The sequence below is a fragment of the Streptomyces varsoviensis genome, from assembly GCF_000718635.1.
Lineage (GTDB): Bacteria > Actinomycetota > Actinomycetes > Streptomycetales > Streptomycetaceae > Streptomyces > Streptomyces varsoviensis.
Map to the genome: position 1 here is coordinate 821,142 of NZ_JOBF01000003.1, position 13,167 is coordinate 834,308.

The window sequence follows — 13,167 nt, forward strand, 5'->3', positions numbered from 1 at the left end:
GAGTCCGTATGGAGTCCATACCCTCACTTCTATTCCACTGACATATGCCAGGGTGGTGCGCTCCTGAACACAGCGTCGGAGCGCGCCACAATTCTCGCCAACAACCGCCCCATTTCCCCCTCTTGGCGGCTATCGTGGAAGCGCAAGCGGCAACCTGCTGGAAACTGCTAGGGGGAATCCGTGGCGCTCAAGCCCGAGCCGACCGCGCCGTTCCACTCGGTTCAGTACGCCCTGCGCGTGCTCGAAACGGTCGCCAAGCACGTCGGCGGCGTCACCGACGCGCAGATAGCACGCGAGACGGGGCTGCCCGCCGGCCACCTCGCCCACCTCCTGCGCATGCTCCGCCGCGAGCGCTACGTGGAGCAGGTCACGGACAGCACGTACGCCGTCGGCGAGGCGCTGCTCCTGCTCGGCTCCGGCGGCGGCGACCGGCGCGGAGCCCTGGAGGGCAAGCTCCAGCAGTCCCTGGACGCGCTGCGCGACTCCCTCGGCGCGGCCGTCTACATCAGCCGCTACATCGACGGCGAAGTCAAGATCACGCAGTACGCGGACGGCCCGGGCACCCCCAAGGTCAACGAGTGGGTCGACTTCCGCTCCGCCGCGCACGCCAGCGCCGTCGGCAAGTGCCTGCTCACCCAGCTCGACTACGACGACCGCCGCGACCACCTCTCGCGCCACAAGACCGCGCGGCTCACGTCCCGCACGATCACCAACGAGAAGGTCCTCTTCTCCAAGCTCGACAGCCAGCCCGCGACCGTCCCCGTACTCGACCTCCAGGAGTACGCGGTGGGCACGGTCTGCGCCGCCGTCCCCATCACGGCCGGGCACGCGGTCGGCTGCCTGGCCCTCTCCCTCCCCCTGGAACACGCCCACCGGCTGCGCCAGGCGGCCGACACCCTGAACCGCTCGGCGGCCCCGCTGCTGCTGTCGCTCACGCTGTGACGGCGGGTGTCAGGAGCACCCCCTGGGAGCAGGTAGTATTTCTTTTGTCAGCGAGCGCCGCTAGCTCAGTTGGTTAGAGCAGCTGACTCTTAATCAGCGGGTCCGGGGTTCGAGTCCCTGGCGGCGCACAGACAGGGAAAGGGTCCTCCACTTCGGTGGGGGGCCTTTTCTCGTACGGGCGGGGTGCCGTGCTCTCGTACGGGCGGGTCCCGGGTGCTCGTACGGGCCGGGCGGCCAGGATCTCGTACGCGCCGGGGTCGCTCGTCCGCTGCCGGGGGCCGATGACTTATGTCATGGCCAGGCCGTTATCGGCGGCTCTGCCCGGCCGCGGCTGCGGCGAGCAGGCTTATCCCCATGACGACGACGCTCCCGCTCCCCCAGGCCCCGCACCACACCGACCAGGCGAAGACGACCGCGGTGGCGGACGCCGCGGTGGCGGACACGGTGGCCGCGGAGGCGGCCCGGCCGGCCAAGACCGCGGACGGCAAGCCCATCAAGCCCCTCCCCGTCTGGTTCTTCGCCTTCGAGGGCCTCATGTCCTCCGCCTACGACCTGCTGCGCGCCTACCCGCAGGCGATGTACCCGCTGATCGCCATGGCCGTGGTCAACATCGTGATCTCGCTGACCGTGCTGCGGTCCCGGGTGCGGCTCGCCAAGCGGCTGTGGCGCGGCAAGGGCACCCGGAAGGTGGCCATCGCGCTGGTCCTGCTGCGGCTCGGCGCGCACGTGGTGCTGGGGGCGGTCGGGCTGGCCGTCGCCGGTACGTTCGGTCATCTGCTCTTCGCCGTGTTGATGTCGGCCACCACGGTCACCCTGCTCTGGTACGCGCAGCGGACGGCGCTGCGCGCCATCGAGCGCGACGACGCCGCTGCCGCCTGACGGCGGCGAGGGCGGCCCGTACGATGGTGGCCGCCGACCGGGCCCGGGTCCGGACCCGGGCCCGGACCCACACCGGGCGGCAGAGACCGGTCACCAGAGAGGAGAAGCCGCATGCCGCGCTCCCGCCGGCCGCTCGCCGTCACGGCGCTGCTCCTTCTCCTCGCCGCGCTCTTCGCCCCGAAGCCGTGCGCCCTCGCGGGCGGGCTACCCGAGTCCGCGGCGCGGACAGCCCTCGCGGCCGCCGCGCGGCCGACCCCGCCGGCGGCGGCTGAGCCGGGTTCCTCGGCCCCGGAGACATCGACGCCGGGCCGCCCGGCCATGGCACCGGCCCTCCCGGATTCCTCGGTCTCCGTTCCCACCCAGTGCGCGCCGGATCGGGTGCCTGTGCGGCAGGGGCCTGATGTTGTTGTGGGGCATCCGCATGCGGATCCGTTGCCGGGGCCGGGGGGTGCGGCTGTGCCGTATGTGGCGGCGGCGCTGCCCGAGGTTGCTGGGGCGCGGGCTCCGCCGTTGCCGGTCGCCGGTTGTGCTGAGCTTCTGCCGGTTCTGCGAATTTAGCCATACCGCCCCGACACCCGGCCTGTGAGCAGGCCGGATATCGGCATGTGCTGATTTCGTCGAGGGGCGGGCCCGTCATGGCGGGCCGGCCGTCCGACGCCTCTTCGCGAACCCATCGAGCCCTTCGAGCCCTGGAGCCCGATCACCCATGTCCTCTCGTATCACCACCCCCTCCCGCCGCGTCGCGGCCATCGGCGCGGTCTTCGCCCTGATCGTGGCGCTCGTCGCCACCGGCATCGCCGTCGGCGAGAACATGAACGACGACGGCGGCGGTTCCGGCGCGGCCGCCTCCTCCGACGCGTCGGCCGGCGCCGGAAAGCAGGGCGGCGCCGCCGAGGCCGATCCCGAGCAGCAGAAGATGTACGACCAGTTGGACAAGGCGACCGCGCGCCGGGAGGACGGCGACGCGCTCGCGCTCGGCAAGAAGGACGCGCCGGTGGTGCTCGTCGAGTACGCCGACTACCAGTGCTCGTACTGCGGCCGGTTCACCCGTGAGACGCAGCCGGAGCTGGTCAAGAAGTACGTGGACGACGGCACGCTGCGCATCGAGTTCCGTAACTTCCCGATCTTCGGCAAGGACTCGGAGCGGGCGGCCCGCGCGTCCTGGGCGGCGGGCCGGCAGGGCAAGTTCTGGGCGTTCCATGACGAGCTGTACGCCAAGCTGCGCAAGGGCGACGCGCTCGCCGAGGACAAGCTGGTGGACCTCGCGCGCAAGAGCGGCGTGGGCGATGTCGACCGGTTCCGTGAGGACCTGAAGGGGTCGGCCGCCACGGCCGCCGTGAAGAAGGACCAGAACGAGGGGTTCAGCCTCGGCGTGCAGTCCACCCCGTCCTTCGTCGTCGGCGGCCGGCCGATCGCCGGGGCGCAGCCGATGAGCGCCTTCGAGGAGGCCATCGACGCGGCGCGCGACCACGCGAAGGCGGGGTCCAAGTGAGCGACATCGGATATCTCGCCGCCTTTCTCGGTGGCGCGCTCGCGCTGCTCAGCCCGTGCAGCGCGCTGCTGCTGCCGGCGTTCTTCGCGTACTCGCTCGCGAGCCCGGGCAAGCTGCTGGCCCGTACCGGCGTCTTCTACGTGGGGCTGGCCACCACGCTGGTGCCGCTCGGCGCGGCCTCCACCGCCGCCAGCCGGCTCTTCAACGGCCACCGCGATCTGCTGATCACGATCGGCGGCTGGGTGGTCATCGCGCTGGGGGTGGCGCAGATCGTCGGCCTGGGCTTCGCGTCGAAGCGGGCGCAGGCGGCGGCGGGGCGCATCACGCCGCGGTCGGCGGCGTCGACGTTTCTGCTGGGGTGTGTGTACGGGCTGGCCGGGTTCTGCGCGGGGCCGATCCTCGGGGCGGTGCTGACGGTGACGGCGGTGAACGGCAACCCGGTGTACGGGGCGTCGATGCTGGCCGTCTACGCCCTGGGGATGGCGCTGCCGCTGTTCGTGCTGGCCCTGTTCTGGGACCGTTTCCAGCTCGGCCGGCGGGGGTGGCTGCGCGGCCGGGCGTTCCGGGTGGGCCGCCTTGAGCTGCACACCACGTCGCTGGTCTCGGGGCTGTTCTTCATCGGGATCGGGGCGCTGTTCCTGGCCTTCGACGGTACGACGGGGCTGCCCGGCATCCTCGACGCGGACCAGGAGTTCCATCTGGAGGAGGTGGCGTCGCGGATCGGGAACGCCGTGCCGGACTATGTGCTGCTGGCGGTCGTCGCGCTGGTCGTGGCGGCGGTGCTGGGCCGGATCGCGCTGCGGCCCGAGAAGCCCAAGAAGGCCGAGCAGCCCGAGAAGGCAGTCAAGAGCGGGGAGAAGGCCGGGGCGAAGGCGGGTTCATGAGGCGCGGCGGGCGCGCCTCACCGGCCGCCCGTCTCCAGCTTGAACCACACGGTCTTTCCGGTGGAGTTGAGGTCCACGCCCCAGGTGTCGGCGGTCTCCGAGAGCAGGAACATGCCGCGGCCGCTCTCCGCGAAGTAGTCGGGTTCCTTGACCGTCGGCATGCCGGCGTCGGCGTCGCTGACCGCGGCCCGGATGCCGCCGGGGAGGTTGTCGATGGTCAGCACGCATTCGGCGGTCGCGGTGTGTTTGTGGACGTTGCTGAGGAGTTCGGTGACGCACATGGCCGCGCCGGGCACAAGGTCAGCGCGGCCCCAGAGCCGGAGCTGGGAGGCGACGGCGCGCCGGACGCGCGCGAACGCCCGCGGCTGGGCGACGAGTTGACGCTCGAAGCGCTGCGGGGGGTGTTCGGCCATGGCGGACATGGCTCCTCCTACTCGCCCCCGGCCACGAAGAGTTGGCTGCTGTGTCTGTGGATCTTACGAGACGAGCAGGGGTGCGCGAAGCCGGGAGCGGGGGAATCTCGACAATCTCTTACGAGGCCGAGCGGGCGAAGGGCCTCCCCGGGGGTGGGAGGGAGGCCCTTCGTGGTGCCGTGCGCCCTGTCGAGCGGTCAGTGCGCGCGGCCGCGGGGGCTCAGAACTGGACGTCCGAGCAGGCGTAGAAGGCGTTACCCGTGTCGGCGATGGTCCAGACGCCGAGGATCAGGTGCTTGCCGGTCTTCTGGGTGGGGATGGTGCCCTGGTGGGTGACGGTGCTCGGGGGGATGCGGCCGCCGAAGGGCACGGACATGAAGGGCTGGGACTCCAGGTCGGCGCGGGTGAGCGGCTTGTTGGGGTTGTACCCGTCCTTGGTGATGTAGTACTTGAAGTCCGTGGTGGCGTGCTGGGCCGGGATCTTCCAGCGGAACTGGAAGCCCTGTCCGGCGGTCACCTTGGTGGCGGGCCACTTTCCGTCGCGCGGGTCGTCGAGTTCCGCGAACCGGCTGTTGCCGCCGGCGCAGATCTTGCCGTCGGCGGGCCCGCCCTTGGGGAAGCCCTTCGGCCCCTCGACGCTCTGCGGCTCCCACTGGATCTCCCCGCAGTTCTTCACCGTGCCCTTGGCACAGTAGGCCTGCCGGCTGGCCGGTGAGTCGACGTAGCCATGGCTGGACGCGCTGCCCGTGGCGAACAGTGAGACACCCGCTATGGACAGCCCGATGGCGGCGGCACCGATCTTCTTGCGCATGCTTCGCTCCCTGAGAACGTGGGGGGTTCTGTGAGTCGAGTGAAGTGCGGTCTAGACCAACTGGGAGGCTAGTACCAGCCGTTCATCATGTCCAGACCAATGACGGCCTGGATTCCCTCGCAGTACGTACGTAGCCGGCCCCGCGCGGGTTACGCGGCCGCGTCCATGCGGGCGGCCGGCACCTGGGGTTCCGCGGCGGTGCGGAGGAGACCCGCGTAGGCGTGGCGGAGGGCGATGAGGGATTCCTGGGCCTCGCGGTAGGCCAGGGAGGCGGTGCCGCCGCGGTGGGCGAGGGTGCGGACGGGGGCGCAGTGGCGGTCCATGGCGGTGAGCCAGGCGCGGTGCGGGGCGGGGAGGTGGCGGCGGACCAGTTGGCGGCCGCCTTCGCCGAGGCGGCGGGCGCCCATGCCCAGGACGGCCTCGGCGGCCTGGAGGACGGGCGGCTCCAGCGGGCCCGGCAGCCCGGTGCCGGAGCGGCCGCCCGCGGAGCCCTGGCCGTCGGCGGCGAGCGCGGTCAGGACGGCGCGCTGCTGGGGGGTGCTCGGGGCGAGCTCCAGGGTGCTCTGCTCGGCGTGCAGTTGGGCGCGGAGGGTGTGCTGGATGCGGGTGAGGCGGCGCAGCGCGGTGGCCGTGGCGGCCTGCGGGCCGTCCTCGGCGAGCGTGTCGGCGAGGCGGAACAGCCAGATGCCGTGCGCTTCCAGCCGGGTGGCGGCGAGCATCAGATGGTCGAGGCGGCTCAGCCGCTGCCCCTCCCCCGACCAGCGGACGACCGGCACCAGTTCCTCGGTGCGGGCCAGTTGGTCGATGGGGATCTGGCGGCGCGGCTTGCGGGCCGGGCCCCAGTTGAGGAGGGCGAGCGTGGGCAGGGCCACGAAGTGCGGGCGGTCCAGGCGGTGCGCGACGGCCGCCCACAGGTCGAGGAAGGCCGCGTCGGCGCCCCGCGCCGAGGCGGGTGCGTCGGGGTCGAGGTGGGCCCAGCCGCAGGCCGCCGCGATGACCGCGACGCGCATCCCGGCGGCCTCGGCGTTGCGCGGCGACAGCCGGGAGACGCGGACCCGCAAAGCGGCCAGGTCGCCATTGCGTGCGGCCCGTTCGACCAGGTCGCGGGCGGCGCCGCGGTCGGCGGCGGTGGCGGCCTCGGCGGCGAGCGCGTCCAGCCGCACCCAGGTGCCGATCATGGTGCGTACGGGTGTGCGCGGCGGCAGGAATCCGTGGAGGCGCGGGTCCTGCGGCGCGGTCTCGATCGCGGTCGTCATTACGGCCATCCCTCTCGTACCAGCCATCCCTATCGTCCCACTCACCCCAAACGTCCGAGAGGCACCAGACGTTCCATCAACCAGGGAAAAACCCGGCCGCCCCCGGCGTCACGGCCGGCCGGTCCCCGCCAGCAGCCGCGCCACCGCGGCGTCGAGGTCGAGGTGGCGGCCCTCCGTGCCCGGCCGCACCAGCCGCGTCGTCTCCGCCGTCCAGTCGGCGAGGTCCGCCGCGCGCACCGCCAGCACGCAGCGCCCCTCCTCCGTACTGAGCTGGATGTGGACCCGCGCGGGGCGCCCCCGGCCGTGGACCGGCCACACCGACACATCGCCCTCGCCGACCCGGCCCCGCGCCCCGCGCAGCAGCAGTTCGCGGGCGAAGAGCCAGCTCGCGACCGTCTCGCCGCGACAGGAGAAGTCGACGGCGACCTCGTACGGGCGGTCACTGCGATAGCTGAAGCGGCCCAGCACCGGGACGGGCGGGCGGCCCTCCTCGCCGGAGGCCGGGAGGAGTTCCAGCATCAGCGTGCGGTTCGCTGTCGTGGCCACTGCGAGCAACCTTTCGTCGATGAGAACCGGTCCACACCACTCGTCAGCCGACGCGGCCGTACATGTTCGGGTTGTAGTAGGCGAACGACGAGATACGGACCGTCTTCCCCGGCCGGGGCGCCTCCAAGTACTGGCCGCCGCCCAGGTAGATCGCCACGTGGTGGATGCCGGAGGCCGAGCCGTTGCTGGACCAGAAGACCAGGTCGCCGCGGCGCAGATCGCCGCGCGAGATCTTCTTGGCCGCGCGGTACTGGTCGTCGGCGACGCGCGGCAGGCTGATGTTCGCCCGGCGGTACGCCTGCTGGACGAGGCCGGAGCAGTCCCACGCGTGCGGGCCGTTGCCGCCCCAGACGTACGGGTCGCCGAGGTGCCCCATGGCGTACGAGATCGCGGCCTCCGTGCCGTACCCGGTGGAGGAGCCCGAGCCGCCGCCGTGCGACCCGGAGCCGGAGCCCCGCGAAGACGAGGACGAAGAAGAGGACGAGCCGCCGGACTTCCCGGTATGGGCCTCGTAACGGTCCTGGTGGCTGGTCCACCACCAGCTTCCGTTGCTCTGGTACCAGTACACCCGGTCCGTGGAATCCCAGCCCGCCTTGCCCCGGAACGTGGGGTTCGTGCTGTGGCCCGCCGTCGAGCGCCCGGCCGACGACGAGGAGGAGGAACCGGAGGAAGAAGACGAGCCGGAAGAAGACGACGAACCGCCCGCGTACCGCTCGTATCTGTCCTGGTGGCTGGTCCACCACCAGCTTCCGTTGCTCTGGTACCAGTACACCCGGTCCGTCGAGTCCCAGCCCGCCTTGCCCCGGAACGTGGGGTTCGTGCTGTGGCCCGCCGTCGAGCGCCCGGCCGACGACGAGGAGGAACCGGAGGATGAGGAGGAAGAAGCCGACGACGAACCGCCCGCGTACGCCTTGTACTTGTCGTAGTGGCTCGTCCAGCGCCACCAGCCGGTGCCGTCCTTGTACCAGTACTTGGAGCCGTCCCAGCCCGCGTGGCTCGGCGCCGGTTCGGCCGCGGCCGTGCCGGCTCCCGCGCCGACCAGGGCCGCGGCCCCCACCGCCGCCGCGATGGCGCCGCGCACCGTGCACCGCTGCGGGGTGCCGCCGTTGCGCCGTGCCGACTCGACCGCCGCGCCCGTGCAGAACGCGCAGGCGCAGTCGGTCGGTATCTCCTCGCTGAATGCCGGTGTACGCACTCTTTACCGCCTTTCTCCTGGTGTCGCGGCTCGCGGCCGCCTGTCACGCGTCGGCCCCGCGCCGCCGGTGTTCGTCAGCCCGGTGCCGTCGGCCCGGCGCCCGTCGGCTCAGTGCTTCTCGGCCGAGTTGCCGCGCGCCGTGTAGAAGGCGACGGTCAGGTCCTTGACCAGCGCCTTGCGTTCGTAGTCGTCCAGCTCCACGAGCCCGCGGGCGGTCAGCCTGGTGACGGTGTCGTCCACCGCGTCCACCACCGAGGTCAGCACGGAGTCGCGGTGCTTGGCGTCGATGGCCGCGATCTGGCTGCGCTGCATCGCCGCCGCGACCTCCGGGGCGTACTCGATGCGCGTCGGCTGCGCCGAGAAGACCTGCACGCCGATGGAGCGCACCTGGTCGGAGAGGACCTGGGTCAGGGCGTCCCCGACGGCCTCCGCGTCGCGCAGCGTCGGCGCGTCGTCGTGGAAGGCGTCCGCCGGGAGCTGGGACAGGACGCGGGCCATGGCCGCCTCGACCTGCTCGCTCAGATAGCCGGCGTAGTCGTCGACGGAGAGCGTGGCCCGCGCCGTGTCGCGCACCCGCCACACCACCAGGACCACGACCCGCAGCGCGACGCCCTTGGCGTCCACGGCGGCCATCGGCTCGCTGCGCCAGTGCCGCAGCCGTACGTCCACCCGGCGGCGCAGCACCAGCGGGCTGATCCACACCAGGCCGGTGCGGCGCACGCTCCCGCGGTACCGGCCGAAGAGGGAGAGCACCCAGGCGCAGCCGACCCGGCCGCGGGTCAGTCCGCCGAAGGCCAGCAGGGCGATCGCGCCGCCCGCCGCGACGGCCGCCCACTCCCAGGGCCGTACGTCCGTACGCTCGTGGACCGGCAGCCGCAGGGCCTTCAGGGCCGCTTCCGGCAGGACGCCCACGCGCCACAGCAGCCAGCCGCAGCCGGCGAGCGCCAGCAGTCCGACGAGGATGGCCCACCAGCCGGAGAGCGCGGGGCCGGAGCGTTCGACGAGGTCGGCGTCGCCCTCGGGGGCCTCGCGGGTATCGGGCCGCGAGTCGGCCCGCCGCCGGTTGCGCCCGCCGGACGCGCCCGCCGCGCCGCCGGTCCGCACGTCCCGGTCGCCGCCGCCCGTACGCGCGCCCCGGTCCGTACGGCCGTCCTGGCCCGTACCCGTGCCCGTACGAGCGGTGTCGTACGCGGCGGGGCGGCCCGCGGCGTCGGCGAGCGCGGTGGCCGCCGCTATCCCCGCGATGGCCGTCGCGGTGTCCTCCGTACGGGTGATGCCCCCCATCCGGGCGGTGGTCTCCGCACCGGCAGGGCTCTCCGCGGCGGGGGGGTTCTCCGTACGGGCGGGAGCGGGCACTTGGGCGGCGGCGGGCGCGGAAGCCGGCGCGGCGTCGGGCGCGGCCGGTGTCCCGGTCGGTCTCGCGGGGCCGGAGCGTCTGACGGCCGGCGTCGGGTCGGCGAGGTCGGGCGGGTAGACGAACTCCTTCCCGGTGTCGGGGTCGATCAGCGGCACGAGGATGAGCGGCTGCTCGGTCGTGTCGTCCTCGGGAGCCCGCGCCCCCTCGGGCGTCCGGGCCCCCTCGCCCGCCGTCTCCACGCCCTCGGTCTCCTCGGGCGCGACGGCGGGGCCCCGGCCGCCGTCGATGACGGCCACCGGGGACTCCGGCCGGTCGGTCTGGCGCTGCTGACCTGGTGTTTCCCGCTCCTCGACGGGCGCGGGGCCGTGTCCGTGGCCGTCGCGGTCGTCGCGGAAGAGCATGTCCATGGGGATGCCCTCGCCGTGCCAGATGGCGCGCATCCGGGTGCCGGTGGACGGGCCGGACGACGGACCGGCGTACGGGCCGGCTTGCGATCCGGCGTACGGGCCGGGGTGCGCGCCCGAGTGGGGCCCGCCGTGCGCGCCCGCCTGGGCTCCGCCGTGCGCGCCCGGCCGCGGCCCGGCGGCACCACCGTCCTCCTCCGCCGGCCGTCCGTGCTGGTCGTGCCGGCCCCCCTGCTTGCGGGGGTTGGCCGGGCCCGCTGAGGGCCCCGGCTCCTTGCTGTCCTTCTTCATCTTCCGCTCCGTCATGCGAAGAGACGCCGCCAGGTCTCGGGTCCGGGGTAGCCGTCGGCGTCCCGGCCGCTCCAGCCCTGCGCCCGCTGGAACGCCTCGACGTTCCGGCGGTCGCTTTCGCTCCACTGGGGGCCGGGGCCCTGCGAGTAGTGCTTGCCGTAGCCCTTTTTGACCAACTGTTTGCCGAGCTGTGCGACATACGCGTTGGACTGGCCGGGACGGAACTTGGCCGCGCCCGGGTAGGCGGGCGCCTTGCTCCCGCTGCTGCCGCCGGAGCCGCTGTTTCCGCCGGAGCCGCCGGAGTTCCCGGAGCCGCCGATGTCCTTGCCCTTGCCGTTCACCAGGTAGTCCCAGGTGGCCCGGCCGGGTATGCCGTCCGCGTCTCCGCCCGACCAGCCCTGGGCCTTCTGGAACGCCTGGGTGGCCCGGCGGTCCGCCTCCGACCAGCGCGGCCCGGGCCCCTCGGAGTAGAACGTGCCGCCGCCGCGTTTCACGAGCATCTGCCCGAGCCGGGTCACCTGGGCGTTGTTCGCGCCCGGCCCGAAGGAACCTGCGCCGGGAAATGCGGTGGAGCCCCCGCCATTACTGCCGCTGCCGCTGCCGCCGCCCACGACGCCGTTGTAGCGATAGGCCACATAGCGGCTGGAGTTGTTCCAGTAGGCATAGGGGGTGGAGCGTTTGAGCGTATGCGGGCGCGTCTGCTCGTAGGCGACGTACTGCGTATGCGCGGAATTCGTCCAGCCGCCGAAGATGGTGACGTGGGAACCGGCTCCGGGGTTCGCCGCATTGTGGAAGAGGAGTATGTCGCCCGGCTGCAACTGGTTCTTCGATATCCGGGTGCCGAACTGCGAGAGGCTGCCGGTCCACTGGTTGCTGCCGAGATTCCAGGCCATCGAGACGAATCCCGAGCAGTCCTGCCGATAGCCGTCGGACCAGTAGCGGTTCATGCTGTACGGGACCTGCTGGTTCACCCAGCGCTGGGCGCGGTCGAGTATCGCGGCCCGGGTGATCGTGCGGCTCGACACGGTGAGCGCCATCGCCCGCCGCGGGCCGTCGGCCGACTGCCGGTCGGCGCCGTGCAGCGGGCCGACGCGGCCCTGCGGGGTGGCCCCGACGGCCGTGCCCGACGCCCCGTCACCTCGCAGCTCCGCGCCGCTGACCTCGGTCGGGGCGGGGCCGGCGGCTATCGCCGCGCCCGTACCGCCGCCGAGCACGGTGCCCGCCGCGGCGACGAGGACGACGGCGCGACGGGCGCCGTGCGCCCCCGGGTGGCCGCCGTCGCGGAGCGGCACCGCGCGCAGCAGGGCCCGGCGGCGCTGTACGCAGCCCCCGCACGCGCAATCGCCCGGGGGATCGAATTCCTCAAACACCGGCGTCGACATATGAGTCCCCTCCAGGCCGTGAAGTTCCAGTCGCGCTTCGCACTCGGCACAGCTTCTCAACTACCCGGACAAACCGCATGTTGACGGAGCAACTGATGATCTTGCCCGACAGACATGATCTTCACAGAGCAAAACGGGAGGTTGTGCAGTCTTTGGTCCATAAACCAAAGGACTTTCGGCCCTTTACTCGGGCGCTCCGTTCACCACACCTCCTCCGCGCGGCGGCGTCGCGCGCGGATGGTCCGGAGCACCCCCGCGCATCCGGTAGAGTTTTCTCCGTCAGCGCGCGCCGCTAGCTCAGTTGGTTAGAGCAGCTGACTCTTAATCAGCGGGTCCGGGGTTCGAGTCCCTGGCGGCGCACGTAGGACTGAGGCCCCCTCGCCAATGGCGAGGGGGCCTCAGTCTTTATCTCTGTTCACATCGGAGGCAGCGGTGCACAGTCGCGGGATGGCGAACGACATCCAGGAACGCATCAAGAAGCTGATCATCGACCAGCGGCTCCCCTCCGGCGCCCCGCTGCCCACCGAGACCGAGCTGATGGAGCTGCTCGGGGTGAGCCGCAATTCGGTGCGCGAGGCGCAGAAGGCGCTCCAGGCGATGGGCATCATCGAGATCCGGCACGGCTTCGGCACCTATGTGGGCCCCATGACCATGGCGCCGATGATCGAGGGGCTGGTCTTCCGCACCGTCGCCGGGCACTACCGGGGCGAGGACGACCTGCTCCAGCTCCTCGAACTGCGGGAGGCCGTGGAGACCGGCCTGATAGCGCGGCTGGCGGGCCGGGTGCCGGCGGCCGATCTCGCCGAACTCGACGCGCTGGTGGACCGGATGGAGGAGGAGGCCGCCGCCGGCGCCGTACGGGCGGAGACCGACCGGGCCTTCCACGCGACGCTCCACCGGGGTCTGGAGAACCCCTTGCTGAGCGAGGTCCTGGAGGCGTTCTGGGTCGCCTTCCACCGGGTGCGCACGGATCTGGTCGAGGTGCGCACCGACCCCGCGGTCACCTGCGCGCAGCATCGGGAGATCATCGCGGCGGTGCGCTCGGGTGACGCCGTACGAGCGGAAGCGGCCATCCGTGACCACTTTGGCAACATCCGTACACGACTTGGTTCAGCGCACCGCTTTGCCCGGTAAACACCTCGTATCACCCTTGCGATCATGTGGCGGGGTCGGGGACCCTTGCCTGGCGTCATTGGCTCCCACGGCTCCAATGAGGCTGTACCACACCCGAGTTGGGGAATCTCGGGACACTCGCACAGGGGGGATTCCGGTGGCGGAAGGGGCCGCCGGGAGACGGTCGTCGCGCGTCGTGCCC

At 72.2% G+C, this 13,167-nt stretch carries 12 protein-coding genes and 2 tRNA genes; 7 read left to right on the forward strand and 7 right to left on the reverse strand.

All coding sequences use genetic code 11. The annotated features are described in order from the left end of the window. Positions 1–180 precede the first annotated feature (180 nt). From IF55_RS08010 to IF55_RS08030, 5 genes are all read left to right on the forward strand, one after another. Positions 181–942, forward strand: a complete 762-nt coding sequence (locus tag IF55_RS08010; RefSeq protein ID WP_030875341.1) for an IclR family transcriptional regulator — start codon at positions 181–183, stop codon at positions 940–942. A 54-nt stretch (positions 943–996) separates the two neighbouring features. Next, a tRNA-Lys gene (locus tag IF55_RS08015) sits at positions 997–1,070 on the forward strand. Between the two features lie 226 nt (positions 1,071–1,296). Next, complete coding sequence (locus IF55_RS08020; protein WP_245661090.1) at positions 1,297–1,821, forward strand: hypothetical protein; 525 nt, start codon at positions 1,297–1,299, stop codon at positions 1,819–1,821. Between the two features lie 706 nt (positions 1,822–2,527). After that, on the forward strand, positions 2,528–3,313 hold the full coding sequence (locus tag IF55_RS08025) for a DsbA family protein (RefSeq protein WP_037962542.1): 786 nt from the start codon (positions 2,528–2,530) through the stop codon (positions 3,311–3,313). After that, on the forward strand, positions 3,310–4,197 hold the full coding sequence (locus IF55_RS08030) for a cytochrome c biogenesis CcdA family protein (protein WP_030875336.1): 888 nt from the start codon (positions 3,310–3,312) through the stop codon (positions 4,195–4,197). Before IF55_RS08025 ends, IF55_RS08030 begins: the two co-directional genes overlap by 4 nt. A 17-nt stretch (positions 4,198–4,214) precedes the next feature. Here the strand turns inward: IF55_RS08030 and IF55_RS08035 are convergent, their stop codons facing one another. The 7 genes from IF55_RS08035 to IF55_RS08070 form a co-directional block, all read right to left on the reverse strand. Next, complete coding sequence (locus tag IF55_RS08035) at positions 4,215–4,610, reverse strand: ATP-binding protein (RefSeq protein ID WP_030875334.1); 396 nt, start codon at positions 4,608–4,610, stop codon at positions 4,215–4,217. Positions 4,611–4,830: 220 nt separating this feature from the next. Continuing rightward, the gene (locus IF55_RS08040) at positions 4,831–5,421 is read right to left on the reverse strand and encodes a lytic polysaccharide monooxygenase auxiliary activity family 9 protein (RefSeq protein ID WP_030875332.1); all 591 of its coding nucleotides are present in this window, start codon (positions 5,419–5,421) and stop codon (positions 4,831–4,833) included. A 149-nt stretch (positions 5,422–5,570) separates the two neighbouring features. Continuing rightward, entirely contained in the window at positions 5,571–6,677 is a 1,107-nt protein-coding gene (locus tag IF55_RS08045; RefSeq protein WP_245661091.1) for a hypothetical protein, read from the reverse strand. A 108-nt stretch (positions 6,678–6,785) separates the two neighbouring features. Next, positions 6,786–7,223 carry an SsgA family sporulation/cell division regulator gene (locus IF55_RS08050; protein ID WP_030875328.1) on the reverse strand — a complete coding sequence of 146 codons (438 nt, stop codon included), beginning with the start codon at positions 7,221–7,223 and terminating at the stop codon, positions 6,786–6,788. Between the two features lie 43 nt (positions 7,224–7,266). Beyond that, a complete protein-coding gene (locus IF55_RS39260) occupies positions 7,267–8,418 on the reverse strand; it encodes a C40 family peptidase (protein WP_157854251.1) in 1,152 nt (383 codons plus the stop codon). Between the two features lie 108 nt (positions 8,419–8,526). Then, positions 8,527–10,470 carry an SPFH domain-containing protein gene (locus tag IF55_RS36885; protein WP_245661092.1) on the reverse strand — a complete coding sequence of 648 codons (1,944 nt, stop codon included), beginning with the start codon at positions 10,468–10,470 and terminating at the stop codon, positions 8,527–8,529. An 11-nt stretch (positions 10,471–10,481) separates the two neighbouring features. Continuing rightward, entirely contained in the window at positions 10,482–11,852 is a 1,371-nt protein-coding gene (locus IF55_RS08070; protein WP_030875320.1) for a peptidoglycan-binding protein, read from the reverse strand. Positions 11,853–12,138: 286 nt separating this feature from the next. Between IF55_RS08070 and IF55_RS08075 the strand changes: the two genes are divergently transcribed. Then, positions 12,139–12,212 (forward strand) — tRNA-Lys (locus IF55_RS08075). Positions 12,213–12,299: 87 nt separating this feature from the next. Beyond that, on the forward strand, positions 12,300–12,986 hold the full coding sequence (locus IF55_RS08080) for a FadR/GntR family transcriptional regulator (protein WP_030875317.1): 687 nt from the start codon (positions 12,300–12,302) through the stop codon (positions 12,984–12,986). Positions 12,987–13,167 lie beyond the last annotated feature (181 nt).